This window comes from Streptomyces sp. NPDC048643 (assembly GCF_040650615.1).
Taxonomy (GTDB): domain Bacteria; phylum Actinomycetota; class Actinomycetes; order Streptomycetales; family Streptomycetaceae; genus Streptomyces.
Genome location: NZ_JBEZHO010000045.1, coordinates 45,051 through 68,924, shown reverse-complemented (window position 1 = coordinate 68,924; position 23,874 = coordinate 45,051). Strand labels below are relative to the sequence as shown.

Below are 23,874 nucleotides of genomic sequence, written 5' to 3'. Positions count from 1 at the left end.
GCCGCGGTCGACGACCTCGCCGAAGATCTCGTGGCCGAGCACCACATCCTGGTCGGAGCGGAGGTAGCGGGGGTAGCCGCACAGGTCGAGGGAGTCGGTCAGTTCGTCCGCGTGCAGGCGGCAGTGGAGGTCCGAGCCGCAGATACCGCAACGCTTCACCTCGACCAGCAGCTGACCTGCTCCCGGGCGGGGCGCCGGCAGGTCGACGACCTCCAACCGTCCCCGGTTGAGACGCACGGCCCTCATGAGGCGTCCACGGAATCGGTCGGCTTCTGCTCTGCCGCGCTCGGTCGCGACGCGAGATGGTAGGCCTCGGGCCGCCACCGGACCGCCTCGCGGCGATACCGGAAGGTCCAGTCGGGGTAGATGGTGGCGTTGCGGCCATTGGCGTCCCGGTAGAAGCTCCGGCAGCCGCCGAGCCCCACACGGACTTCGCCAGTTTGCGGTCGAGTTCGGCGTTGTAGGCGTCATGGGTGGAGCGGTCGACCTCGATGGACGTCGACCCGGAGGTGTCGAGTGCGCGGATGGCGTTCTTCACGTGCTCCGCCTGGGCCTCGATCATGTAGACCATGGAGCTGTGCCCCAGGCCCGAGTTGGGCCCGAGGAACATGAAGAAGTTCGGGAAGCGGGGGACCGACACCCCGAGGTATGCCCGCGGAGAACCCGCCCACCGGGCGCTCAACAGCTCTCCGCCGCGGCCGCGCACCCTGTCGGCGAAGGGGATGTCGGTGACGTGGAAGCCGGTGCCGAAGATCAGGGTGTCGACCGCGCGCTCGACTCCGTCGGCGTCGACGAAGCTGTGTTCGCGGACCTCGCTCAGTGCCCGGGGCACGAGCTCGACGTTCGGTTTCTGCAGTGCGGGATACCACGCGGTGGAGGGAACGACGCGTTTGCAGCCGATCGTGAAGTCGGGAGTGAGAGCTCGGCGCAGGGACGGGTTCCTGACCTGGTGGGCGAGGTGACGGCGGGCCAGCCGTTCGACCACACGCATCAGCCGGGGTTGTTTGGCGAAGCCGAGCACCAGCAGCTCCTTGGCGACGTACGCCTTGGCGCGCTCGACTCGCTGACGGAAGGGCTGGGCCCGGAACCGTTCGCGCTCGGCCTCGGTGATCGCACGGGCGTATCTCGACTGCGATCAGGACGTGCGGGAGGTCGCCCGGAGGCTCGCGGTGCACCCGAACACGGTCCGGTACCGGGTGAACCGTATCCAGCAGCTCACTGGCCTGGACCTACGACGAACCGAAGACCTGGTGACCTCGTGGTGGCTACTGAATCGACGACGCGATTGATGGATGGCTCACGAAGGGGGAACGCCTCGAAGGGAGGGCATCCGGGCGAGGGCGACGGTGAGGAGCTCACAGACTCATGCGGCGGCCGTCCTCGTAGCGATCGCCAGTGACCGGTCGGCACTCACACGGCCCGCTGCATGCACACCAGTTGATCCCGCTCGTCCCATGATGGGACTACGGCGAAACCCAGCCGTTCGTACAGGGCGATGGCCCCGGTCCGCCAGTTCCACACCGACAGCCGCACGGCGCTCACGCCGGTCTTCGCGGCCTGCTCGAACGCGGCACCGAAAAGGGTCGAGGCGATGCCCTGGCCCCGGACGGCCGGGTCCGTCCAGAGCCGCTTGACCTCCGAGCTTCCGGCGGCGGGGGCGGTCATCACCAGGCAACCCACGGCCGTACCGCCGTTGAGGGCCAGCAGCACGACATCCTCGGCGAAGGCGGTCCCGGGGTCCGAGATCTCTGCCCGGTAGCGGTCCGGCAACTCGTGCACGTCGGCGACGGCCATGCCCTTCTCGGCCTCCGTCTGCAGGTGGTACGCGGCCAACAGACCGGCCAGCTCGTCCCGCGCGGAAGGGCTCTGCCCCGGCCAGCGGACGACAGTGATCTCGCCTTGCTCCGTCATGCCGCCAGCATCACACGACACGAGCGAGGCTCCGCATCAGCCCCTGGAGAGAGCGACGAGTCATTGATCGACCTTCCTCGGGAGGCGGATATCGGCCGAGACGTGACCGGCGGAGGCCTCGGGCAGAACCTGGAATCGCGAGATCGTGGAACTCCACCACAGGATGCGTGGTCCGGCACGCCACCGGACCGGCTGTCTCACGGAGACTCACGTGCCGCAGGACATCACGTTCGACCTGCCCTTTCCTGTCGCGTCGAGTCCCGACATCGAGGGTGCCCGCCGCAGGAACCTGGAGTGGGTGCGGCGCCTTGGCCTGGTGAAGGAAGGGCGGTCGCTTCAGTGGTACGCCGCATGGGACATGCCCGGCCTTGCCGCTCATGGCATGCCCTACGCACGGGCAGCCGGCCTCGACCTGTGCGCGGACGCGATGGCCTTCTTCTTCGTCTTCGACGACCAGTTCGACGGGCCGCTCGGCCGGGACCCGGCCCGAGCCGCCGCAGCGTGCCAGAAGCTGATCGACATCGTCCACGGAGCGCCGATCGGAACCGGCGCGGACGCCTGCTCCCGTGCCTTCGCGGACCTCTGGACCCGAAGCCGCGCCGGCGCCCACCCCGGCTGGGTCGCCCGTGCCGCGCACGAGTGGGAGTACTACCTCGCCGCTCAGGCGCACGAAGCCATCGGCAGGATCCGCGGCACACCGGGGGACCTGGAGACCTACCTCCAGGTCCGCCGCGGCATCGCCGGTACCGCACTCCCTCTGTCCCTCGGCGAGCGCGCCGCCGGACTCAAGCTCCCCCCGTCGGTGTTCCACAGCCCGCAACTACGCCTGATGCGGGACATCGCGGTCGACGTCACCATGATGTGCAACGACGTGTACTCCCTGGAGAAGGAGGAGGCACGCGGCGACGTCGACAATCTCGTCCTCGTCATCCAGCACACCGGGCGCAGCACACGCGAGGAGGCCGTCTCCGCCGCCCGCGAGGAGGTCGCCCGTCGAACCAGGCGATTCAGGGAACTTGAGACACAGGTGCCCGCCATGTGCAGACAACTCGGCCTGACCGCACAAGAGTTGGTCGACGTCCGCGCGTACGTCGAGGTGGTCACCCTGTGGATGAGTGGCTACCACGCCTGGCAGACCCGGACCCGCCGCTACACCGCCGCACCTCACGTTCTCCCCAGTTCGGGGCTAGGCTATTTCGACGAGATCCTCCCCTCGTAGACGACAAGTCCCCCGGCCTTGCCCCTGTTCGCGGCGGCTGCTCTCGTCCTGCCGTTCCTTGAGAAAGCGGCCCGGAACCGCAGGGGAGGGACGCGGTGCCGGGCCGCCACACGACCAAGATGCCCTCGCGGGCCGGGCCGACGGCCGGCGGCCGGCGCATGGCGGGTCCCGAAGGCGGCCGACCTGAGCCGATATCGACGTCAGCCGGCGAGCGGCTCGGGCTGGGACCGCCCCTACGGCGTGGGGGCCGACCGCCAGTCGGGGAGGTCGACGAAGTGCACGTCGTAGCGGTCCTGCTCGGGGATCAACGAGTCGAACTCCACCTCGCCGCGGCTGATGGCGGCCAGTTGCTCGAAGTAGCCGAATCGCTCGATGCCGGGGCTGAGCACGACGAACACGTCGGCCACCTCGCCATCAGCGGCCCCGAAGACATGGGGCAGGCCCGGCGGTACCACGACGAGCCCGCCCTTCTCCACGGTGGTGAGAGTGTCGCCGAGGCGGAACAGCATCGTTCCGCCCAGTACGTAGAAGACCTCGTGTGACAGCAAGTGGCGGTGCGGGGGAGCGCCGTCAGCTCCGGTCGTGAGGGTGAGTCGGCTGGCGCTGACCGCGCCGCCGTCGGCGAGCAGTTCGAAGGCGCCGTCCGAGAGCGACGCACCGGCTGCCTCGCCGGGTTGTACGACCAGCGCGGTGGTCGTGGGTTCCATGGCGACTCCTTGGATCGCAGAGAGCTTCGGGAGTCCAGGACGGGAGGACCGTCCTGGTGTGCATCCGACCGGGGTACATGGGTCCGGCGTGCCCGGGTTCGCGGGAGCCACCGGCTGTGCCACCTCCAGCAGAGCCGTGACCTGGAAATTTTACCGGCCGAGCCCGACATGTTCGAGTCGGCCGACCGGCACCAGAAGGGAGAAGCGGGCCGACTCGACACGCAACCCCCAGGCGGCACAACGCACTTGGGAGTCGAACGGGTGAGACGCGACCGGGGCCGGGCGGCACCGGCCCACTATGCGAGTCCTGCGAAGTCGGACCGAAGCAATCGTCAATTTCAAGTTGACGATCCCGCATCGTCAACTTAAGATTGACGCATGAGTCCACTCGACATCAGCCTCGCCGACCTGATCGCTCGACTCGACGAGGAACTGCCCGGAGCCGACCAGCTCGCCCGCGTCAGCGAGGCGCGACTGCGCGCCCAAACCCTTTCCGATCTCGGAGACCAGCTCATCGACCACTACGTCAACAAGGCCAAGCAGACCGGCGCGTCATGGACAGAGATCGGTGACGCCATCGGCGTGACCAAGCAGGCCGCCCAACAACGCCACGCCCCCGGGCCCTTCGAGCGCTACACCAACCTGAACCGGCACAGCATCGTGCTGGCACAGGAAGCCGCCCGAACGTACAAGCACGACTTCATCGGCACCGAACACCTCCTGCTCGGCCTGCTCGGCGAACCGCGGGGCCTGGCCTACGACGTGCTCATCGCGAAGGCCGGCTCGGAGCAGCGCGTCCGCGCGGCCATCGAGGAAGCGATGCCTCCGGCCGGGAACAAGGCGCTGCGCGGTCACATCGCCTTCCGGCCGGAGAGCAAGGAGGCCATCGAGGAGGCACGTCGCGCGGCGGCCGACCTCGGCCACGACTGGGTCGGCACGGAACACGCGCTGCTCGGCCTGATCCGCGCCGCGGACGGCTCGGCCGCGCGGATCCTGCGCAACCTCGGTTTCACCTCGGACGAGCTGCGCGAGACGGTCAGGGCAGAGGTCGCCAAGCGGCCCGGAGCAGGCGACGGGCAGTGACCTCGTCCTCGGCCTGAAGGGGAGAGGCCGTGGCCGCCGCCCGTTGCGACGACGTGTCAGCGCGGGTGAGTTTCCGAAGCGGGCGGTGCCAGCTCTAGGGCCGATACCGCACGATCACGGCGCGGCTGAAGTTCGCCTCTCCGGATGCCCCGAGTTCGGCCGTGCCGACTCCCCATGCCTCCCCGGTCCCCGGAACGTGTGCGATCTCGGCGAGGCCGAACGACTGTTTCCTGTCTGGCTCGGTGACCTTCCCGGTGATCCCGGTGACGTACGGCGGCCGTGCGATGCGGCTCACCTTCCCGTTCTCGCCGCGCACCCTCTTGGCGTCGAGAATTCCCGCAGGCAGGTCACTCGACTTGCTCCACCGTGTGCCGTCCCAGTGCAGAGCGCAGGGACGGTGGCCCGGGGGTGTGTATCTGGTCCCGGTGTACGGGCCGTACTCGATCCCCATGGCCCAGACGTCGTCCGCTCCTCGCGCGACGAGCGTCTGCACCGGCGTCCGGCAACCCGTAAACCTCGCGTCCGCCGCCGCGACGTCCGGCATCCGCTCCTCGCGCCACTGCCGCCCGTCCCATCGCGCGGCCGCGAGCCGAAGGGCGCGCGGTTTCGGGTGGTCCGGATCCGGCTCGTCGGCCTTGTCCGCCTCCGGGTCGGGAACATTGCCGGCCACGCGGAGATCCCCTCCGGAGGTATCCGACGTGATGGCCTGCGCCTCCAGCGGCAGTCGGGTGCCGGTCCAGCTACGCCCGTCCCAGTGCCAGGCCGTCCGTCGCTTGGGATTCCCGAGCGCCCAGACGTCCGAGGGCCCGAGCACCGCGACGCGGGTCATGTCGCCTTCCTCGGGTGGCGGGACGGCCAGCCAGTGGGTGCCGTCGAAGCGGGCGGCGAGCGGACTGGGCGACGTGCCCGGACCGTGGCCGACGCGCGCGAACAGCCAGGCGTCTCCCGCACCGGCATGCAGGGTCGGCGCACTCAGCGTGCCGCCGCCGAGTGCGTCGCGCAGATCGGAGGACAGGTCGTACTCCTGCCATCGTGTGCCGTCGAACCTGAGCATCTGCATCCCCGGGCCGGAACCTCCGGTGTCACGCAGCGCCGCAATGGCCCAGGCCTCGCGCCGGGACACGGCGGCGATGTCGAGCCCCTGATTACCGACGGGGCCGACATCGGAGACGTACTCGTACGCCCACGCCCGATGGGCAGGTACGTCACCCGTTGGCGAGCCGGTTGGCGCAGGATCGGCCGGGTCCGGCCCGTTCGACCCACATCCGGCGACCAGCGCGACAACGACGACGAGCGCAACTCTGCTGGTGACGCGCGGTATCGGCATGCGCGGGATTGTACGGCGTGGTTCGGCCTGCCCTCTGTCGTCGCGGAGCACACGGTGGCCGTCGTCCTCGACCGGGCGAAGCATGAACCGGGTTGGACCCGTAAGGTCCTGGCGCGTGGAGTTCATACAGAAGCGCGGCCGGTCGTTCGTGCCGGCCAGGGACGGGCTCTCCCGGGCGCAGACGGCCGTGTTCCGGGATCTCACCGAACAGGTCGCGAGGGGCGAGTACGAGGAGGCGGAGGTCCGGGCGCAGGCTCTCGCCGACCGGCCGCGGCGGCCCTGGGACCGGAGCCGGCACCACCTGCCCGTGTGGCTGGCGAGGACGATCGCCCTCACGGCCGCGGTACTGCACGGGCGCAGGGGCCACGTGCTGCCCGAACTGGACGCGCTGACCAGGGAGTTGCGGGACACGAGCGGCAGCGATCGGACCGTTCTGCTCGTGCTGCGGGTCAACCGGGCCGTCGTTCTCCTCGGCGAAAAGCAGTATGGGAAGGCCGAGGCCGAGGCGTCGGACATCCTGCGTGAGGTGAGCCGACTGGCTCGTCTCGCGCAGGTGGCAGACCTTGAACTGTCCGCGCTCGCCGGCCTGGCAGAGGCTCTGTGCGGGCAGGGCAGGTTCGAGGAGGCGGAGACCGTGGCGCGCGGCAACCTGCCCCGCGCGACGGGGAACAGAGAGGCCTCCTTCCGATACCTCCTGGTGTGCAGCCTCAACGGGCAGGGCCGCTACGAGGAGGCGCTCACCGAGGCCCGACGGCCCACGCCGCCTGCCTCCCGGGCCGGGAGCGGCCGGCCCGCCATGGCCACCGCTACCGCTCTGCACGCGCTGGGCCACCGCGAGGAAGCCGAGGTGACCGCTCGTCAGGCACTGTCCGCGTGCGAGCAGTTCCTTCACTCTGACCATCCACGCATTCGTGAAGCGCGGGACCTTCTGTCCCGGATCACCGCGGGGGAGCCTCCGCGCGACACTTCGGATGCGGGCCCCAGGCCCCAGCTGTAACGGCCGGCGCGCGATGGCGCTCGAGCCCCGGAACGACCGTGGTCAACAGCCCCCGCGCAGGCGGCTGTTGACCACGGTGTCCCGGCTGCGCTGCTACTCGGCCATCTCGTACGCCCCGGACAGCTCCTCGACGCGCTGCCAGACCCGCGCCGAACGTGCCTCGTCCACGACGGGACGCCGGATGGCGGCAAGCGCCCAGGCCTGCTGCGGTTCCGTGGCCGAGTCCTTGCCGTGGAGTTCGACGCAGTGGCCGGAGAAGTCCCGGACGAGCACGGAGAACAGCTCGTCGAGGACGGACTCGTCCAGGTCCGTCAGGCGCGCCTGCTCCAGAATCAGCTGTCCGTGCACCACGAGCGCGAACAACTGCCCGACGGAGAGCAAGAAGTCGAGGTCGCGGCTCTGCTTCTCGTCGGGGGCGACGGTGGTGACGAACTCGCAGAGCGCGTCGGCCTGTTCGCGGAAGCGGGCGACGTTCGGGACCTCGGCGTACGCGTCGTAGGCGGGGCGCCAGTCGTGGAAGCGTACGGAACCCAGACCGCGAGCCGGCCCCTGGCGGAAGAGGAAGTCGTCGTCGGCCGCGTCGAGGCGGGTCGGCACGGCCGGGTGGCTGACCGGGTCCAGCAGATGGTTGCGCATGAACTTGAGGATCAGCGCGAGGTTCACGTGGACCGTGCCCTCGAGCTTGGGCAGGCCGCGGATCTCGACGGCGGCCTGGGAGAAGTAGTTGTCCTTCTCGAAGCCCTTCGCCGCGATGACGTCCCACATCAGGTCGATGACCTTCTCGCCCTCCGTGGTCACCTTCATCTTCGTCATCGGGTTGAAGAGCAGATAGCGGCGGTCCTCGGGACCGGCCGAACGGAAGTAGTCGACGGCGCGGTCGCTGAACAGCTTCATGCCGACGAGGCGGACGTAGGCGTCGGTCAGCTCCCGGCGTACATGAGGGAAGGCGGTGACGGGACGACCGTAGAGGATGCGGTTCTGCGCATGAGTGACGGCCTCGTACATCGCGTGCTCGCAGATGCCGATCGAGGCGGTGCAGAGGTTGAACTTACCGACGTTGACCGTGTTGAGGGCCGCGTCGAAGGCCGCGCGGCCGGTGTGCAGGACGTCCTCGGGGGCGACCGGATAGTCCTCCAGGCGGAACTCGCTGACGTACTTGGAGGAGTCCACGACGTTCTTCACCAGGTGGTACGCCGAGTGGCGGCTGTCGGCAGCGAAGAAGACGTACCCGTCCGGGCCCTCGACGTCGGTGCGGCGGCCGAACACGGAGACGAGGCCGGCCGCGTTGCCGTTGCCGATGTAGTACTTCGAGCCGCCCGCCCGGAAGCCGCCGTCGCCGTCGGGCTCCAAGAGCATGTCGGTGGAGTAGATGTCGGCGCCGTGGCTCTTCTCGGACAGGCCGAAGGCGAAGACCTCACCCTGGGACAGAAGGTCCGCGGCACGGCCGCGCGCGGCGGCGTTGTCGCTCTGCCACACCGGACCGAGACCGAGGATGGTCACCTGCCAGGCGTACCAGTAGTCGAGGCCGTAGAACCCGAGGATCTCGTTCAGAGCGGCGATCCGGGCGGTGTCCCAGCGCTGGTCCTCCCCTTTGCCGGAGGACGCCGGGGTGAGGAACGTGGCGAACAGGCGCTCCTTGGCGGCGAAGGCGAGGAAGTCACCGAGCCAGGCCCGGGTGCGGTAGTCCTCGATCAGACGCCGCTTGCCGCGGTCCTCGAACCAGTCGACGGTGGCGCGCAGCAGCCTGCGCGTCTCGGCGTCGAGATGCGTCGGATCGTAGGTGCGCGGGTTGAACAGCAAGGGAGTGGCCATCGAGATTCGCCTTCCAAGGGATGGGGGGTCGAAGATGCGTACGGGGGCGGACGAAGCGGGTGCGGCTCAGGCGGACGGCTTCGGCCGCGGGTGCTGAGGGTCGGCCGCGACGCCGGGCGCACGGCTGAGGGTGTGCAGGGTGGCGAGGACGTCGTCGAGCCAGGCGATCGTCATCCGCTCGTACGCGATGCCACCGCGCAGCACGACGTGCTGAAGTTCCTGACCGGCGTCCAGGGGTGCGGGGGCCTCGGGCCCGGTGAAGTCGCGCAGCTCTCCTGCGAGGTAGCGCGCGAGCCGGTCGTTGTGGACCTGGTGATGCCGCTCGACCTCGTCGATGAGCGCTGCCGGGTCGTCGAAGGCGGCGCCACGGATCTTCACCGCGAGGTCGTGCCGCAGGCTCTCCGGTTCGATCGGCTCGTGCAGCCAGCTGGCGAGGGCCGTGCGCCCGGAGTCGGTGACGGAGTACTCGTTCTTGTCCGGCCGTCCCTGCTGCGGCACCTCGCGGACGGCGAGGAGGTCCTCGTGCTCCATGCGTTTGAGGACGCGGTAGATCTGCTGGTGCGTGGCCGTCCAGAAGTGGCCGATGGATCGCTCGAACCGCCGGGCCAGCTCATAGCCGGAACCGGGTCTTTCCAGCAGGGAGACGAGGATCGCGTGTTCGAGCGCCATGAGGGACAGCCTTCTATGCAACTTGTTGCATAGGCAAGGGGCGTCGCCCCGGTGAGACACGGCTCACCCCTGCCGCGGCGGCAGCGTGGAGCGGCTGTGGGCCGGTGATGCCGGGGAGCGGCAGATGGAGGCGGATCGTGTCCGCGACCACCCGCCGCCCGCCGTGACAGCCGTCGTCCGGTGCCGTGTCCCTACGAACGCCGGTCGAGCGGCGAAGGATCAGCGCAACCCGGCGAAGAGATCGTCCTCGGGCAGCGCCGCGCCGGTGGTGTCCTGCACCCGTACGAAGGTCTCGACACCCATCAGCTCCGTGAACCTCTGCTGGCCCATCTTGAGGAAGAAGATGTTCTCACCCTGGCTGGCGTGCGCGGCCAGCGCGTCGAACTTCTGCGCACCGAACGCGGAGGTGTCCACCCAGGTGGTGATCTCCTCCTCGGGGAGCCCGATCTCGGCCATCGCGGCAGCCTCCTCGGGACTCGGCTCCTGCCAGTCCGCGTCGAACTCGCGCATGACTTCACCGAACCGCTGCATCATCGAGCGGGGCGCCGTCGTCCAGTACACCTTCGGTGTCGGCGACGTCATCGCCAGCGCCGCCATCGTGATGCGGTGGGCCTGGATGTGGTCGGGGTGGCCGTAGAAGCCGTTCTCGTCGTAGGTGACGACCACGTCGGGCCGGTAGCGGCGAATGAGTTCCGCGAGCCGCGCAGCGCCCTCCTCCACCGGGGTCTGCCAGAAGGAGTTGGGGGCGTCATTGGTCGGCCAGCCCATCATTCCGGAGTCGGCGTAGTCCAACATCTCCAGGTGGCTGATCTTCAGCACCTCGCAGCTCGCCGCGAGTTCCTCCCGTCGCATCGCGGCGACGGCCGCCGGATCGTGTCCGGGGTCGCCCGGCTTCACGCCCCCGGGTCCGTCACCGCAACCGCCGTCGGTACACGTCACGAGGACCGTGCGGATGCCCTCCGCCGCATACCGGGCGAGGACACCGCCCGTTCCCGTCGCCTCGTCGTCGGGGTGGGCGTGCACCGCCATGAGGGTCAAGGGCGCGTCGTTCATCAAGCTGTCCTCCTGTGCGAAATGAGCTGTGGCCCGCGTCCGTGGCAGGCGCGTGGACGATCGTCCCCGAGATCGGAGACCGGATCTACCGCGGACACGGGGGTACGGGGATCGCGTCGTGGCAGACGGCATTCCCGGTCTCACCGTTCCTGGCCGCGCCCGCGCACCACCGATCCCTCAGCGCTGCCAACCCCCTGACGGGACCGAGTGTTCCCGCTGGGCACGCGAACAGACCACCTGCTTCGACCTCTCGCGCAGAAGATCGAGATCGACGGACGCCGGCCGGGTCGCCTTGCCGATGCGGGAGCCTTGCCGACGCGGCGGCTTCGGAGGAAACGCGCAGAGGGCGGGAAGCGCCTCTCGCGCTTCCCGCCCACGCCTCGCACTGAGGCCTCCCGCCCGATGGTGTGGCCCAGCGGACCGGGCTCGTTGAGAGCGCGGCCCGGAAACTGCCGGGGTGCCGGACGGCGTCAGCGCGCGGGTGCCGCCTCCGTCGCGGCCGTCGCGCTCGGCGATTCCGACGCGGTGGGTGACGGCGTAGGGCTCGGGCAGTTCGGGTCGGGTTCCGGATCCGTCGAGGGACCGGGGCTCGGGCTCGCCGTGTCCGTGGGGCACTCCGTCGGAGGTGTCGACTCCCCGGGCTCGGTGGGGGTGCCCGTGTCCGTCGGGTCGGGCGTGGGGGAGGGGGAATCGGTGGGCGGGGTCGGTGTCGTCGACGGGTCGGGTGTCTCACTCCCCGACGGTGACGGCGACGGCGTGTGTGACGGTCCGGGCGTGGCCGTCGGGCTTCCGGACGCCGACGGGTCCGGGCCGACGACGATGCCGCCGCCGTCGGAATCGTCGTCGCCGACGGGTTTGGTCGCGGGGGTCTTGCCGCCCGCGCCCGGGCTGCGTGGCACGACACCCTTTCCGTCGGGCACCGTGTGCGCGCCCGTGCGGTAGAAGGCGAACCACTGCCGCACCGTTCGCAGATAGGCGTCGGAGTAGTTGTAGCTCAGCACGGCGGCATCGAGGTCGCCGGGGCGCGCGAGGTCGCGACGTCCGGCACACAGGTAGTGCCCGGCGGCCAGTGCCGCGTCGAACACGTTGTTCGGGTCGCTGACGCCGTCGCTGTTGCCGTCGGCACCCCAGTGCCGCCAGGTCGACGGAAGGAACTGCATCGGACCCACCGCCCGGTCGAACACCGCGTCCCCGTCCAGAGAACCGCCGTCGCTGTCCCGGATGAGCGCGAATCCGACGCCGTTGAGGGCCGGGCCGGCGATCCGTCCGCGCGTGGTTCCGTCGGCCGTGACCGCGCCGCCGCCGGCGTGTCCCGACTCCACCTTGCCGATCGCGGCGAGCAGTTGCCACGGCAGACGGCACCCGGGGTCCGTCCGGGACACCGACGTCTCGGCCGCCCGGTAGGCACGCAACACCGTCGCGGGGATACCCGACTGGGCGCGGAACACGGCGGGGACCGGGGCCGACGCGGGCCGGTCCGGGCTGACCAGCGGCGGGAGTTCCGTGTGGTACGAGTCGTCGCCCGAGCCGCCGGCCTCGGGAGCCGCGGGATTCGTCCAGACGGGGCCGTCCTGATCGGCGGCGGGTGTGGTGCGGTGCTTCGTGCCGCCGCTCACCGCCTCGGGAGCGCGGGAAGCGGTGAGGACCGCCAGTGCCGCGACGGCGATCGCGGTCGTCCGCAGGCCCTGGCGGGTCCGGGCGGACGGACGTCGGAGACGCAGTGCGGACATATCAAGCTCCTGTCGATGAGGGAGGGCCGACCGGCGGGCGGTGTCAGCGGCCGAAGGTGTCGATGCCGGAGACCAGCCACCGTCCGTCCCGGCGCACCACGTCCACGGCGAACATGGCACCCGCGTACGTGCCCTGGTCGTCGGCCTTGTCCTTCTTGGCCGCGGCGGTGCTGACGCTGCTCTGGTCGGCGTAGACGAGCACCCGGGCGCGGTCGCCGTCGATCCGCTCCACGCCGCTGTCGGTGACCGTCGTCGTGATCACGGCCTTCTGCTGGTCCGCACGATCGCGCACCGCGGCGAAGAGGTCGCGGTGCTGCGTGACCGCCTTTCCGGTGAGCAGCTTGCGGGCGGCGTCGTCGAACGTCCCCGGGTGTGCGTGGTCGTACGAGAAGAGAGCGGCCACCGCCCGCGAGGTCTGGCCCTTGATCTCGCTCGTGGCGGAGACGTCCGTGAGCGCCGTGTTCTGCCGCGCCGGCTGATCCCGCAGTGTGCCGGCCCGGGCATGTGCCCACCCCGCGAAGCCGCCGAGCAGCAGCGTCAGGACGCACAGCGCGCCCACGAGACAGAGGGTGCGTCGCGAACGCCGAGCAGCCTTCGTGTGCTCGTCCGCAGTCGCGCTTGCGTCCGACTCCGGACCACTGTCCTCGCCGCGTGCGGTGTCTGCCGGGGTGGGGGAGCGGAGCGGCACCCGGACGAAGCGGCGCGCCCCCTCGTTCGTCGGGCTCGGCTTCGCCGCGGTGTCGGTGCCTGCGGTGACGGTGGCCAGGGGGCCGGCGTCCACGGCCGCGTCCGGCCGATCGGCGCGGGCCTGGCGGCGGCGCTGGTGGTTGATGTGGTGCCGGGTGCTGGACATGGTGCGCGGGTCCTCTCGGTGCGGCCGGGTGGCGGGGCGGACGGGGCTCAGTCGCTCAACGCCGAGCCCACGGGGGCCTGGCCGAGGTCACTGAGCTTCCACCGGCCGCCCGTGCGGGTGAGCTCACCGAGCATGCGGCTGTCCTTGTCGGTGCTGCCCTTCGAGGCCCGGACGGTGATGCGCAGCGCCACCAGGACGCGGGCCCGTCCCGCCCGTTCGTCGAGTTCGGTGACCGCGCCGGACAGTACGCGGGCCGTGGTGACCGTCCCGGCCGCCTTCACCTGCCTGCTGAACGCGGCGCGTCCGTCGACGAGCTGTTTGTGCAGGTCGCCTGTGGTCGAGGACTCCCACAGGTCCAGGCCGCCGTCCACGTTGGTGTGGTCGAGGGTGTTGAGATTCTGTACGGCCTGTTCGCCCGCCGTCAGTGCCTGGTCGCGCTGGACCGCGTAGGCGGCGGAGTCGTCGTGCGCGGCCCGGTACCAGTCGGTGCCGGCCCACGCGGCGGTTCCCGCGGCCGCCAGAGCGAGGGCGAGGGCCGCGGCCGAGATGGCGCGCAGTCCCGTCAGGGCCCGTGCCGGGTTCTTCATCAGGTGCTCCCGTCTAGCGCTGGTGGTCAGCGGGTCTGGATGTCGGCGATGCGCCAGCGGTCGTTCTCGAACCGGGCTGTGACGGACAGTTGGGCGGCCGCGTAGCTCTCCTTCGCGTCGCCGCGTCGTGAGGTCTGGTCGAGGAAGACGAGCAGCTTCGCCGTTCCCCCGTGCAGTTCGACCACGCCGGTGCGCACCGCGACCGTGGTCAGGCTGACCTTCTGCTCGGCCAGATCCGAACGGACCCGGTCGAAGAGCTCGCCGTACTGCCGGGCGGCACGTCCCGTGAGCACCGAACGGGCCGAATTCTCGGTCGCGTCGGTTCCCTTCGGGGTGTACGAGAAGATCCGCGCCAAGGCGTTGTCGACGTCACCGGCGACGCGGTTGGTCGCCTCGGTGTCGGTGAGGGCGTGGTTCTCGGCTGACGGCGTGGACCGGGTTTGATGGGCCTCGTACAGGAATGCGACGCCTGCGGCCATCAGGACGACGGTCAGCGCGACGAGAGCGATACGGCGCCGGTCGACCGCCCGACTCGTACGCCCGGGAGCGGCGGCCGCCGCCTCGGGCGCGTCGTCCTCGTCGTCGCTGACTCCGCGTTCGGCGGTGTCGGACGGGGACTGTTCGGCGTCCGCTTCGGACGGGGATTCCGGCTGAGTCTCAAGTTGAGGTTCAGCTTGAGAGTCGTCCTCGATCCTTCCCTCGGGCGAGTCCGCTGCCTCGTGTTCCGTCGCGGTGGCGGATTCGCCCGCGAGGACGTCTGCCGAGTCTTCGGTGTTCTCCCGGGACGCGGTCCGCGTCCCGCCCCACAGCCGGTTCACGAGGTGGCCCCCCTGCTCGGCGAAGCAGACGCGCTCGTGCCGCCGTCCGCCTGCGGGACCGCGCTGAGGGCGCGTACGCGCCACTGCCCGTCGCCGTCACGTGCCAGGACCGCCTCCAGCCGCTTGCGTTCCGGGGTGGCTGTCTTCGACCCGATGGGCGTGACGTCGACCCGCACGGTCGCGATCAGCTTCGCCGTGCCCGCCCGGGTGTCGAGCGCCGTGACGGCGGCTTCCGTGACAGCGCCTCGCGCCGACGGCCCCGTCTGCGGACGGGTGCTGCCCAGCTCGTCGCGCAGCGGCCCCGTGGCGACGGTCCGCCACGCCCGTACGCCGACCTCGGCACGCTTCTGGGTCGAGGCGTCGAGCGTGTTGAGCACGGCCAGAGCGTGCCGTCCGTCGTCGAGCGCCGCGTCCCGAGCCTGTCCATAGGCGAGCGAGTCGTCGCCCCGGGCCTGCGCGTACGTCCACGCGCCCGTGGCGCAGAATCCGAGCGCCAGGGCCAGCGCTATGCCGGTCAACACGTTCGCCCGCCTCATCGACCGCTCCCCGCGTCGAGCCCCAGCAGCCCGGCCATACCGGTCGGTGAGGTGCCGCCGGCGTCGGGCAGAGCCAGAGCGCCGGGCAGTGCCGGTGAGGCCTTCTGGGATGTGCCCTGAGCCGTTCCCGAAGCCGACGAGGACCCCGACGGCAGCGAGCCGGGACGGGCCGGCGTCGGTACGCCGCCGCCGCTCGGAGCGTTCGCCGAGCCACGGACGTTGAGGCCGCTCGACGCGGACGCGCTGCAGGACGCACCGGTGTTCAGGGCGGGCGCCGTCCCCAGATCGAGCCCGTTGCGGTAGCGGGTGGCGCCGTAGCCCTCGGTGCAGGGCAGCGGCTTGAAGAAGGTCAGCGCCAGACCGAGGTTGACCTTCCCCCCGTCGACAGCCGTGGCGCCGGCGGAGACGGCCGCCGGGTACTTCACCAGGAGTTCCTCGACGCCGCGCTGCCGTGTGACGGCGACCTCCGAGGTGGTCAGGAGGTTCGCCAGGACCACGCCGAGGCTGGGATCGACGTCCCGAAGCAGTCCGCTGACCTGGGCTGTGGCATCCGGAGCCGTCGCCAGCAGTCGACGCAGGTCGGTGTCCGAACCCTTCAGAGCGCGGGCCAGTTCGACCGCCCCCGACCCGAAGTCCCGGATCGCGTCGCCCTCCTCGGCCTGGGTCCGCAGGACCGTCTCCGAGTCCGTGATGAGCCGCGTCGTGGCGGGCAGCGCGTCGTCGGCGGCGTCGACGAACGAGGAACTGCTGTCCAGCAGCACCTGCAGATCGTCGCCCCGCCCCTGGAACGCCTTGCCGAACTCGTCCACCACCGTCTTCAGGTCGTCCAGCGGCACCGAGGTGACGAGGTCGTCGACGCTGGTGAGAACGTCCGTGACCGGCGCCGGAACCTGGGTGTCCGCGCGGTCCACGTGAGAACCGTCCGCGAGATACGGGCCGTCGTCACTGGCCGGCCGCAGATCGATGTACTGCTCCCCGACCGCCGACAGGCTCGCCACGACGGCCTTGGTGTCGGAGGGGATCCGGGGCGCGGACTTCTTGATGCGCAGTTGGGCCACCACTCCGTCGTCGGTGAGCTTCAACGGCCCGACCCTGCCCACGGACACACCCCGGTAGGTGACATCGGAGTGCGTGAACAGGCCGCCCGTCGCCGGGAGTTCGACGTCCACCGTGTAGTAGTCGGCGGCCCCCACATACCGGCCGAGGTCGGCGTACCGGACGCCCAGGAACCCCAGCACGGTGACCGACAGCGCGAGGAAGGCGACGTTCTTGAGCCAGACGGCCCGGGTGATCACCGCTCCTCACCTCCGGTGGTCGCCGTCGGAGCGGCGGCGCCCGACTCCACGGTGTCGACCGACGGCAGCGGCAACGACGAGGCCTTGCGCGCGGAACGCTCGGACGACGCGTCGGGCGGGTCGGCCGTGGGGGTCGGGGTGGGCGACGACTGCGCGGGGATCAGCGGCGGGATGATCGTCGTGCCCTGGGGTGCGGCCATCGTCAGATAGACGTTCAGGTAGTCGCCCTTCACACCGCTGAGCACCTCGTCGGTGAACGGGTACGTCAGCAGGACCTGGAGGGAGTCGGGCAGATCGGTCCCCGCGTCGGCCAGTGCCTTCAGGCTGGGGGCGATGGCCTTGAGATCGGCGATCATGTCGTCCTTGCTCGCGTTGACGGTGGAGACGGCGGTGTCGGACAGCGTGTCGAGCGAGCGCAGCATGGTCAGCAGGGAGCCGCGCTGGTCCTCCAGCGTCTTGAGGCCGGGGGAGAGGTCGGTCAGGACGGTGCTGACGTCCTCCTTGCGGGTGGCCAGCGTCGACGCGAGCCGGTTGACGCCGTCGAGCGCGTCGGTGATGTCGCCGCGGTGCTCGTCCAGGTCGGTCACCAGGGTGTCGACCCGCTTCAGCGTCGACCGGATCTGGGGTTCACGGCCCCCGAGCCCCGAGTTCAGCTCGGTGGTGATGGTCTTCAGCTGGTTGATGCCGCCGCCGTTGAGCAGCAGGGACAGCGCACCGAACACCTCCTCGACCTCGGTGTTGCGGTTGGTGCGGGAGACGGGGATGACACTGCCGTCGGCGAGCCGTCCCGTACCGCTGGACTTCGACGGCGCCACGAGCTGGACGTACTTCTCGCCGAGCAGGCTGGACTGCTCCAGCCGGGCACCGGCGTTCGCCGGCAGGCGCACCGACCCGTTGATCTCCAGGGTGACGCGCGCCGACCAGTTCTCGTTCAGCCGGATCCGGGTCACGCGCCCGACGGCGACGTCGTTGACCTTCACCGCGGCCTGCGGGACCAGGCTCAGTACATCGTCCAGGTTCGCTGTGACGCGGTACGGGTGCGAGCCCAGGTCGGCGCCGCCGGGCAGCGGCACGTCCTCGATGCCGTCGAAGCCGGGCAGCACCACCACCGCGGCCCCCACGGTCAGGACGAGGCCGATGCCGACGGCGATGAGGCCACGCAGGCTGGAGCCGATGGCGACGCCCGTGCTGCTCGCGCCGCGGCTGACCTCCGCCGAGCTCTCCCGTTCTTTTCTGCGCATCATCGGCCCGCTCCCCCCGCCGAGGTCGAAGCCGCGCTGTCACCGGCGACCGGCAGCGGCAGGACGCTGATCTCGTTGAGGTCGGCGCGCCCGTTGAGCCGGCGCGTGTCCGGGTCGTAGGCGCCCACCAGGTTGTCCGCGGCCAGCGGCGCGACGTCCAGGGCCTCCGCCAGGGAAGCCCGTTGCTTGACGAGCGTCTGGGTGATGGGCACGAGCTTGTCCACGTTCTTCTTCAGCTCGCCCCGGTTGTCCTCGATGAACGTCTTGACCTGGCTGAGCGCGATGCCGAGTTCCTTCAGCGCGCCGGCCAGGTCGTCCTTGTTGTCGGCGAAGAAGCCGACGATCTCGTCCAGGCGTTCCTGGGTCGTGCGGACCCCGGTGTCCTTCTTCTTGAGCATGGAGGTGAAGGACTGGAGCTGGCTGAGCGTGGTGAACAGGTCGTCGCTGCTGCCGTCCAGGGTCTTGGCCGCCTTGCCGAACTGTTCGACGGTGTCGCCGATCGCGGCGCCGTTGCCGTCCAGGTTGGCGGCGCCGGTGGCGAGCAGCTTGTTCAGGGCCCCCGCGGAGTTCACACCGTCCGGACCGAGCGTCTTGCTCAGCTCGGTGATCTGGTCGTAGAGCTGGTCGATCTCCATCGGGGTGCGGTTGCGGGTCGCGCTGAGCACCGCGCCGTCGCCGAGGCGGGGACCGGAGCTGTAGGCCGGGGTCAGTTGGATGTACCGGTCGGCGACGACACTGGGCGCGACGACGACGGCGCGCGCGTCGACGGGCAGATGGATGCCCTCGTCGAGCGCGAGCCGCACCCGCACCTTGGTGCCCTGCGGCTGCACGGACTCCACCTCACCGACGCGAACCCCCAGGATGCGCAGGTCGGACCCGGCGTACACACCGACGGCCCGATCGAAGTAGGCGGTCAGCCGGATGCCGTCCGAGTCGTCGGCCAGCGCGGTGGCCGTGATGCCACCGGCCAGCACCACCAGGGCCGCACCGGCCGCGAGGAGTGTTCTGCGCCTGCTCATCACCGGCCGCCTTCCGTGGACGCGGCCGACTGCCCGGCGCCCGTCATCCGGGGCGGCACGCAGCCCGACTTCGGCCGGGACGCCTCGGGCAGGTACTCCGGCGGGACGACCCCGCACAGGTAGCTGTCGAACCAGTGCCCGCTGCCCAGCGTGTTGCCGACGAGCCGGTAGTAGGGGCCGACGAGCGCCAGCGTCTTGTCGAGCTGGTCGTTGTTGGCCTCCAACACCCCGGTCACCCGGCTCAGTGCCTTGAGGGTGGGGCCGAGCTGCTTGTCGTTGTCCTCGACGAGACCGCTCAACTCCTTGCCGAGCTTGCGGCTGCCGGTCAGCAACGCCTTGATGGCGTCGCGCCGGTCGGTGAGTTCGCCCAGCAGCGGGCCGCCGTCGTCGATGAGCGTCTCGAAGCTCGACTTCTGGTCCTTGAGCGTCTTCGTGAACTTGTTGCTCCCCTTGAGCAGGTCCGCCAGCTTCTGGTCCCGCTTGGACACCGTCTTCGACAGCGCCGAGAGACCGGTCGCCGCACTGCGGACGTGCGCGGGTGAGTCGGCGAACGTCTGCGAGATCGTCTCGAAACTCGCGGCGAGCTGCTTCGTGTCGATGTCGTCGATGGTTCCGCCGAGATCCTGGAACGCCTGGGTGACGTCGTACGGGGAGGTGGTGCGGGACAGCGGGATCCGCACGCCGGGACTCTGGCGGGCGCCGCCGAGCGGGTCGAGAGCCACGTACTTGTCGCCCAGCAGCGTCTTGATCGCGATGGCGGCGGTCGTGCGGTCCCCGATCCAGGCGTCCTTCACCGCGAAGGTCACCTTCACCTTCGCGCCGTCGAGCGAGACACCGGTGACCTCGCCGACCTTCACACCGGCGATCCGTACCTCGTCGCCGTCCTTGAGACCGGCCGCCTCGCTGAAGTCGGCGCTGTACGTGGTGCCGGAACCGATGAACGGCAGTGCCTGCACGTTGTAGGCCAGGAGGCCGACGACGGTCAGAGCGGAGAGGCCGACGAGAGCCACGGCCACCGGGTTGCGTTCCTTCACGGGCTTGAACCGTGGCGCGCGTCGCGCGGGCCGGCGGCCGTGCACGGGCGCCGTCATGCGCCGCACCTCGATTCCGTGACGGGGATCCCGGTAGGCGGCTTCGAGCCGTCGGAGGTCCGCACGCCGGTCACCTTCGCCTCGCACAGATAGAGGTTGAACCAGGACCCGTACGACGCCAGCCGGGACAGCGTGGTCAGCTTCGCCGGGGTCCGGTCGAGGAAGTTCTCGATCTGCGGGGTGCCGTCGCCGAGGTTGTCGGAGAGCCGGCCCAGTTGCCTGATGTCCTGTTTGAGGGGTGCGCGGCCGTCCTGCAGCAGATCGGCGGTGACCGTGGTCAGTGATCCCACGGCGGTGACGGCCCGGCCCAGCGGTTTGCGGTCGTCGTTGAATCCGGAGACGAGTTCCTTGAGGGTCACGACGAGGTTGTCGAAGGAGTCCTCGCGGTCGTTGAGCGTCTTCAGGACGGTGTTCAGGTTGGTGACGACCGCGCCGATCACCTTGTCCTTGGCGGCGACGGTGCTGCTGAGGGAGCCGATGTGCCGCATCAGGCTGTCGACGGTGCCGCCCTCGCCCTGGAGCACCTGGACGATGGAGCCGGCCAGTTCGTTGACGTCCTTCGGGGACAGCCCCTCGAACAGCGGCTTGAAGCCGTTGAAGAGGAGGGTCAGGTCGAGCGCGGGCGTGGTGCGGTCCAGTGGGATCGTCGAGTTCGCCGCGAGTGTCCCGGACAGGCCGCCGGTGCCGCGGTCGAGCGACAGATACCGCTGGCCGACCATGTTGAGGTACTTCACCGCCGCCGTCGTCGAGCGGGGCAGCGTCCGGTCCTCGCTCACCGTGAACGTCACCTGCGCGGTACGGCGGTCGACGACACGGACGCCGGTGACCTCGCCGACCTTGACGCCGGAGACACGGACGCTGTCGCCGTCGACGAGCCCGGTGACGTCGCTGAACAGCGCCCGGTAGGTGCGGCCCGAGGAGCCGACGCCGGTACCGGCGACGCTGTACCCGAGGATCGTGGTGGCCAGCGCGGTGACCACGATGAAGATCAGCGACTTCAGCAGGGGACCGGTCAGGGGGCGGCGCCGGATGTGCGCGTCGGAGGGAGTCACTTGAGCGTCACATCCGTCCCGCGCAGCGCAGGGCCGACCAGCAGGCTGCTCCAGTCGGGCAGGTCCTCGGCCCGCTTCCCGGCGGCCGGCGCGATCAGCTCGTTCACCAGCGCGTTCTCCTGCGGGGAGTTAGCCGGGCCGAGATCCTGCTCGACGTCGGCGGACACCGTGGTCGCGGGGCGGACACCGGTGCCCAGATACGGCACCGGGTAGCACTTCGGACCGCCGCCGGAGTTGTAGACCGGGGTGTCGTGGCCGGCGGTGTACGCGCCGCGGCTCGTTTCGCTGGTCACGTCCACGTGCAGCCCGGGCCGGTCGGTGCCCTTGCCGAGCGCCTTGTCCATCGCGGGGACGAACTCGGCGAGCGTGCGCAGGGTGCAGGGGAACTCCGAGGAGTACTCGGCCAGCAGACGCAGTGTGGGCCGGGACGTCGCGGAGAGCCGGATGATGTTGTCCTTGTTCTGCCGCAGGAAGCTGGTCACGTCCTCGGCGGTGCGCGTCGTCGCGCCGAAGGTTCGCGACAGGTCGCCCTCCTTCTCGGCGATCGTCCCGCTGGTCGTCGTGAAGTCGGTGAGCGCCGTGAGGATGTCGGGCGCCGCGTCGGCGTACACGTGGCTCACTTTCACGAGTTCCTTGAGATCCTCGTTGAGGGCGGGAAGCTGGGGATTGAAGCGGGCCAGGTGCCGGTCGAGCTTGCTCAGCGTGGCGCCGAGCTTCTCGCCGCGTCCCTCCAGTGCCTGGGAGACGGCCGACAGGGTCTGCGACAGCTCGGCGGGCCGCACCGCGGTGAGCATCGGCAGGACGTCGTCGAGCACCTGCTGGAGTTCGACGGCGTTGGCCGAGTGGTCCTGCCGGATGACGGCGCCCTTGGCCAGCGACGTCGAGGAGGGCGCGGCCGGCGGTACGAGGGCGACGTAGCGTTCGCCGAACAGGGTGGTCGGCAGCATCTGCGCGCGCACGTCCGAGGGGATGTCGTGCAGGACGCCGGGCCGCAGGGCGATGCTGAGCCGGGCGCCGTTCCCGGCGGAGCTGATCTCGCGGACCTCGCCCACGACCACGCCGCGCAGCTTCACCTCGGCGCCCCGGTGCATCTCGTTTCCGACGCTGCCCGTCTCCACCGTGATCGGGTCGGAGTCCACGAACTTCTTGTCGTAGACGGCGATCGTGCCGTAGATCAGCAGGGCGGTCACCAGCGGGAAGGCCAGACCGGCCGAACGCCGCACCGCGGTGGACGAGCCTCCTCGACGCCGCTTGGGCGGCGGCGGGGTCTGGCGTCGCTCCTCGGGGAGCAGAACCGCGCTCATCTCAGCCCGCCACCTTCACGGTCGTGGTGGCGCCCCACAGCGCGAGCGACAGGAAGAAGTCGGTCACGCTGATCAGCACGATGGCGTGACGCACCGACCGTCCGACGGCGACACCGACTCCTGCGGGACCGCCGTCGGCCCGGTAGCCGTAGTAGCAGTGCGCGAGGATCACCATCACGCTGAACAGCAGCACCTTCAGTACCGACAGCAGGACGTCCGTGGGAGAGAGGAACAGGTTGAAGTAGTGGTCGTACGTGCCCCGGGACTGTCCGTTGAAGAGCACGGTGACGTACCGGGAGGCCAGGTAGGAGGTGAGCAGCCCGACGGCGTACAGCGGGATGATGGCGATCACCCCGGCGATGACACGGGTGCTGACCAGGTAGGGCTTGGAACGGATGCCCATGCCCTCCAGCGCGTCGACCTCCTCGTTGATGCGCATCGCGCCGAGCTGCGCCGTGAAGCCCGCGCCGACCGTCGCGGACAGGGCGAGTCCCGCCACCAGGGGTGCGATCTCACGGGTGTTGAAGTACGCGGAGACGAATCCGGTGAACGCGGCGGTGCCGATCTGGTCCAGGGCGGCGTAGCCCTGGAGGCCGACGACGGTGCCGGTGAACGCGGTCATCGCGACCATCACGCCGACGGTGCCGCCGATGACTCCGAGTCCGCCGGAGCCGAAGGCGACCTCGGCGAGCAGCCGGAGCACCTCCTTGAGATACCGGCGCAGGGTGCGCGGTATCCACAACAAGGTCTTGGCGTAGAAGATGAGTTGGTCGCCGGAGCGGTCGAGCCAGACGAGCGGGGAGGCCACGGGCGCTCAGCCTCCCTTCGGGGGGACGATCTGCAGGTACAGGCCCGTCAGCACCATGTTCACGAAGAAGAGCAGCATGAAGGTGATGACCACCGACTGGTTCACGGCATCGCCGACGCCTTTCGGTCCACCGCGCGGGTTCAGGCCCCGCTGGGCGGCGACGATGCCGGCGATGAACCCGAAGATGAGGGCCTTGAGTTCGCTGATGTACAGGTCGGGCAGCTGGGCCAGTGCGGAGAAGCTGGACAGGTAGGCGCCGGGCGTGCCGTCCTGCAGGACGATGTTGAAGAAGTAGCCGCCGAGCGTGCCGACGACCGAGACCAGCCCGTTGAGCAGCACGGCCACCCCCATGGTGGCGAGCACGCGGGGGACGACCAGGCGCTGGACGGGCGAGACGCCCATCACCTCCATGGCGTCGAGCTCCTCGCGGATCTTGCGCGAGCCCAGGTCGGCGCAGATCGCGGAGCCGCCCGCGCCGGCGATGAGCAGGGCGACGATCAGCGGACTGGCCTGCTGGACGACCGCAAGCACGCTGGCGCCGCCGGTGAAGGACTGGGCGCCGAGCTGCTCGGTCAGCGACCCGACCTGGAGGGCGATCACGGCGCCGAACGGGATGGCGACCAACGCGGAGGGAAGGATGGTGACGCTCGCGACGAACCAGAACTGCTCGACGAACTCCCGGAACTGGAACGGGCGTCGGAACGCGGCCCGGCACACTTCGGCGGCCAGCGCGAACATCAGTCCGGTCTGGCGCAGTGCAGC

22 protein-coding genes and 2 pseudogenes are annotated in these 23,874 nt (G+C 70.2%); 4 read left to right on the top strand and 20 right to left on the bottom strand.

Annotated elements, in window-relative coordinates:
- Positions 1–3: 3 nt before the first annotated feature.
- Positions 4–246 (bottom strand): annotated as a pseudogene (locus AB0C62_RS32435) (alcohol dehydrogenase catalytic domain-containing protein); the annotation flags it as partial.
- 872 nt (positions 247–1,118) lie between these two features.
- Between AB0C62_RS32435 and AB0C62_RS32430 the strand changes: the two are divergent.
- Positions 1,119–1,289 (top strand): annotated as a pseudogene (locus tag AB0C62_RS32430) (helix-turn-helix domain-containing protein); the annotation flags it as partial.
- Between the two features lie 121 nt (positions 1,290–1,410).
- Here the strand turns inward: AB0C62_RS32430 and AB0C62_RS32425 are convergent.
- Positions 1,411–1,911 carry a GNAT family N-acetyltransferase gene (locus AB0C62_RS32425; RefSeq protein ID WP_362979282.1) on the bottom strand — a complete coding sequence of 167 codons (501 nt, stop codon included), beginning with the start codon at positions 1,909–1,911 and terminating at the stop codon, positions 1,411–1,413.
- Positions 1,912–2,122: 211 nt separating this feature from the next.
- Between AB0C62_RS32425 and AB0C62_RS32420 the strand changes: the two genes are divergently transcribed.
- Positions 2,123–3,130 carry a terpene cyclase gene (locus tag AB0C62_RS32420; RefSeq protein ID WP_362979280.1) on the top strand — a complete coding sequence of 336 codons (1,008 nt, stop codon included), beginning with the start codon at positions 2,123–2,125 and terminating at the stop codon, positions 3,128–3,130.
- A gap of 233 nt (positions 3,131–3,363) precedes the next feature.
- Here the strand turns inward: AB0C62_RS32420 and AB0C62_RS32415 are convergent, their stop codons facing one another.
- Positions 3,364–3,837, bottom strand: a complete 474-nt coding sequence (locus AB0C62_RS32415; protein ID WP_362979278.1) for a cupin domain-containing protein — start codon at positions 3,835–3,837, stop codon at positions 3,364–3,366.
- A 378-nt stretch (positions 3,838–4,215) separates the two neighbouring features.
- On the opposite strand from AB0C62_RS32415, the gene AB0C62_RS32410 reads away from it, so the two are divergent.
- Positions 4,216–4,920 (top strand): Clp protease N-terminal domain-containing protein, encoded by a 705-nt coding sequence (locus tag AB0C62_RS32410; RefSeq protein WP_362979276.1) that lies wholly within the window; start codon positions 4,216–4,218, stop codon positions 4,918–4,920.
- Positions 4,921–5,014: 94 nt separating this feature from the next.
- On the opposite strand, the gene AB0C62_RS32405 is transcribed toward AB0C62_RS32410, so the two are convergent.
- The gene (locus tag AB0C62_RS32405; RefSeq protein WP_362979274.1) at positions 5,015–6,298 is read right to left on the bottom strand and encodes a hypothetical protein; all 1,284 of its coding nucleotides are present in this window, start codon (positions 6,296–6,298) and stop codon (positions 5,015–5,017) included.
- Between the two features lie 64 nt (positions 6,299–6,362).
- Between AB0C62_RS32405 and AB0C62_RS32400 the strand changes: the two genes are divergently transcribed.
- A complete protein-coding gene (locus tag AB0C62_RS32400; protein ID WP_362979272.1) occupies positions 6,363–7,244 on the top strand; it encodes a hypothetical protein in 882 nt (293 codons plus the stop codon).
- A gap of 93 nt (positions 7,245–7,337) precedes the next feature.
- On the opposite strand, the gene AB0C62_RS32395 is transcribed toward AB0C62_RS32400, so the two are convergent.
- The 16 genes from AB0C62_RS32395 to AB0C62_RS32320 form a co-directional block, all read right to left on the bottom strand.
- Positions 7,338–9,056 (bottom strand): acyl-CoA dehydrogenase family protein, encoded by a 1,719-nt coding sequence (locus AB0C62_RS32395; RefSeq protein ID WP_362979270.1) that lies wholly within the window; start codon positions 9,054–9,056, stop codon positions 7,338–7,340.
- Positions 9,057–9,122: 66 nt separating this feature from the next.
- On the bottom strand, positions 9,123–9,725 hold the full coding sequence (locus tag AB0C62_RS32390; RefSeq protein WP_362979268.1) for a PadR family transcriptional regulator: 603 nt from the start codon (positions 9,723–9,725) through the stop codon (positions 9,123–9,125).
- 219 nt (positions 9,726–9,944) lie between these two features.
- Entirely contained in the window at positions 9,945–10,778 is an 834-nt protein-coding gene (locus AB0C62_RS32385) for a PIG-L family deacetylase (RefSeq protein ID WP_362979266.1), read from the bottom strand.
- Between the two features lie 470 nt (positions 10,779–11,248).
- Entirely contained in the window at positions 11,249–12,508 is a 1,260-nt protein-coding gene (locus AB0C62_RS32380) for a hypothetical protein (RefSeq protein WP_362979264.1), read from the bottom strand.
- Positions 12,509–12,551: 43 nt separating this feature from the next.
- Entirely contained in the window at positions 12,552–13,361 is an 810-nt protein-coding gene (locus tag AB0C62_RS32375) for a hypothetical protein (protein WP_362979262.1), read from the bottom strand.
- 47 nt (positions 13,362–13,408) lie between these two features.
- Positions 13,409–13,948 carry a hypothetical protein gene (locus AB0C62_RS32370; RefSeq protein ID WP_362979260.1) on the bottom strand — a complete coding sequence of 180 codons (540 nt, stop codon included), beginning with the start codon at positions 13,946–13,948 and terminating at the stop codon, positions 13,409–13,411.
- A 26-nt stretch (positions 13,949–13,974) separates the two neighbouring features.
- Positions 13,975–14,766 (bottom strand): hypothetical protein, encoded by a 792-nt coding sequence (locus tag AB0C62_RS32365; protein WP_362979258.1) that lies wholly within the window; start codon positions 14,764–14,766, stop codon positions 13,975–13,977.
- Positions 14,763–15,302 carry a hypothetical protein gene (locus AB0C62_RS32360; protein ID WP_362979256.1) on the bottom strand — a complete coding sequence of 180 codons (540 nt, stop codon included), beginning with the start codon at positions 15,300–15,302 and terminating at the stop codon, positions 14,763–14,765. Before AB0C62_RS32360 ends, AB0C62_RS32365 begins: the two co-directional genes overlap by 4 nt.
- The gene (locus tag AB0C62_RS32355) at positions 15,299–16,597 is read right to left on the bottom strand and encodes an MlaD family protein (protein ID WP_362979254.1); all 1,299 of its coding nucleotides are present in this window, start codon (positions 16,595–16,597) and stop codon (positions 15,299–15,301) included. Before AB0C62_RS32355 ends, AB0C62_RS32360 begins: the two co-directional genes overlap by 4 nt.
- The gene (locus AB0C62_RS32350) at positions 16,594–17,838 is read right to left on the bottom strand and encodes an MCE family protein (protein ID WP_362979300.1); all 1,245 of its coding nucleotides are present in this window, start codon (positions 17,836–17,838) and stop codon (positions 16,594–16,596) included. Before AB0C62_RS32350 ends, AB0C62_RS32355 begins: the two co-directional genes overlap by 4 nt.
- Complete coding sequence (locus AB0C62_RS32345; protein ID WP_362979252.1) at positions 17,838–18,857, bottom strand: MCE family protein; 1,020 nt, start codon at positions 18,855–18,857, stop codon at positions 17,838–17,840. The genes AB0C62_RS32350 and AB0C62_RS32345 overlap by 1 nt, the downstream gene beginning before the upstream one ends.
- Positions 18,857–19,948 carry an MCE family protein gene (locus AB0C62_RS32340; protein ID WP_362979250.1) on the bottom strand — a complete coding sequence of 364 codons (1,092 nt, stop codon included), beginning with the start codon at positions 19,946–19,948 and terminating at the stop codon, positions 18,857–18,859. Before AB0C62_RS32340 ends, AB0C62_RS32345 begins: the two co-directional genes overlap by 1 nt.
- The gene (locus AB0C62_RS32335) at positions 19,945–21,000 is read right to left on the bottom strand and encodes an MCE family protein (RefSeq protein ID WP_362979248.1); all 1,056 of its coding nucleotides are present in this window, start codon (positions 20,998–21,000) and stop codon (positions 19,945–19,947) included. Before AB0C62_RS32335 ends, AB0C62_RS32340 begins: the two co-directional genes overlap by 4 nt.
- Complete coding sequence (locus AB0C62_RS32330; RefSeq protein WP_362979298.1) at positions 20,997–22,205, bottom strand: MCE family protein; 1,209 nt, start codon at positions 22,203–22,205, stop codon at positions 20,997–20,999. The genes AB0C62_RS32335 and AB0C62_RS32330 overlap by 4 nt, the downstream gene beginning before the upstream one ends.
- 100 nt (positions 22,206–22,305) lie before the next feature.
- Positions 22,306–23,112 (bottom strand): ABC transporter permease, encoded by an 807-nt coding sequence (locus AB0C62_RS32325; protein WP_326841161.1) that lies wholly within the window; start codon positions 23,110–23,112, stop codon positions 22,306–22,308.
- Positions 23,113–23,118: 6 nt separating this feature from the next.
- Complete coding sequence (locus tag AB0C62_RS32320; RefSeq protein WP_081224556.1) at positions 23,119–23,850, bottom strand: ABC transporter permease; 732 nt, start codon at positions 23,848–23,850, stop codon at positions 23,119–23,121.
- Positions 23,851–23,874: the final 24 nt, after the last annotated feature.

Bases quoted from the DNA above. Each gene is read 5' to 3' on its own strand.
- AB0C62_RS32395 (WP_362979270.1), bottom strand. From the start codon at position 9,056: ATGGCCACTCCCTTGCTGTTCAACCCGCGCACCTACGATCCGACGCAT.
- AB0C62_RS32410 (WP_362979276.1), top strand. From the start codon at position 4,216: ATGAGTCCACTCGACATCAGCCTCGCCGACCTGATCGCTCGACTCGAC.
- AB0C62_RS32380 (WP_362979264.1), bottom strand. From the start codon at position 12,508: ATGTCCGCACTGCGTCTCCGACGTCCGTCCGCCCGGACCCGCCAGGGC.
- AB0C62_RS32360 (WP_362979256.1), bottom strand. From the start codon at position 15,302: ATGAGGCGGGCGAACGTGTTGACCGGCATAGCGCTGGCCCTGGCGCTC.
- AB0C62_RS32390 (WP_362979268.1), bottom strand. From the start codon at position 9,725: ATGGCGCTCGAACACGCGATCCTCGTCTCCCTGCTGGAAAGACCCGGT.
- AB0C62_RS32320 (WP_081224556.1), bottom strand. From the start codon at position 23,850: ATGTTCGCGCTGGCCGCCGAAGTGTGCCGGGCCGCGTTCCGACGCCCG.
- AB0C62_RS32350 (WP_362979300.1), bottom strand. From the start codon at position 17,838: ATGCGCAGAAAAGAACGGGAGAGCTCGGCGGAGGTCAGCCGCGGCGCG.
- AB0C62_RS32415 (WP_362979278.1), bottom strand. From the start codon at position 3,837: ATGGAACCCACGACCACCGCGCTGGTCGTACAACCCGGCGAGGCAGCC.
- AB0C62_RS32370 (WP_362979260.1), bottom strand. From the start codon at position 13,948: ATGAAGAACCCGGCACGGGCCCTGACGGGACTGCGCGCCATCTCGGCC.
- AB0C62_RS32375 (WP_362979262.1), bottom strand. From the start codon at position 13,361: ATGTCCAGCACCCGGCACCACATCAACCACCAGCGCCGCCGCCAGGCC.
- AB0C62_RS32425 (WP_362979282.1), bottom strand. From the start codon at position 1,911: ATGACGGAGCAAGGCGAGATCACTGTCGTCCGCTGGCCGGGGCAGAGC.
- AB0C62_RS32340 (WP_362979250.1), bottom strand. From the start codon at position 19,948: ATGACGGCGCCCGTGCACGGCCGCCGGCCCGCGCGACGCGCGCCACGG.
- AB0C62_RS32385 (WP_362979266.1), bottom strand. From the start codon at position 10,778: ATGAACGACGCGCCCTTGACCCTCATGGCGGTGCACGCCCACCCCGAC.
- AB0C62_RS32345 (WP_362979252.1), bottom strand. From the start codon at position 18,857: ATGAGCAGGCGCAGAACACTCCTCGCGGCCGGTGCGGCCCTGGTGGTG.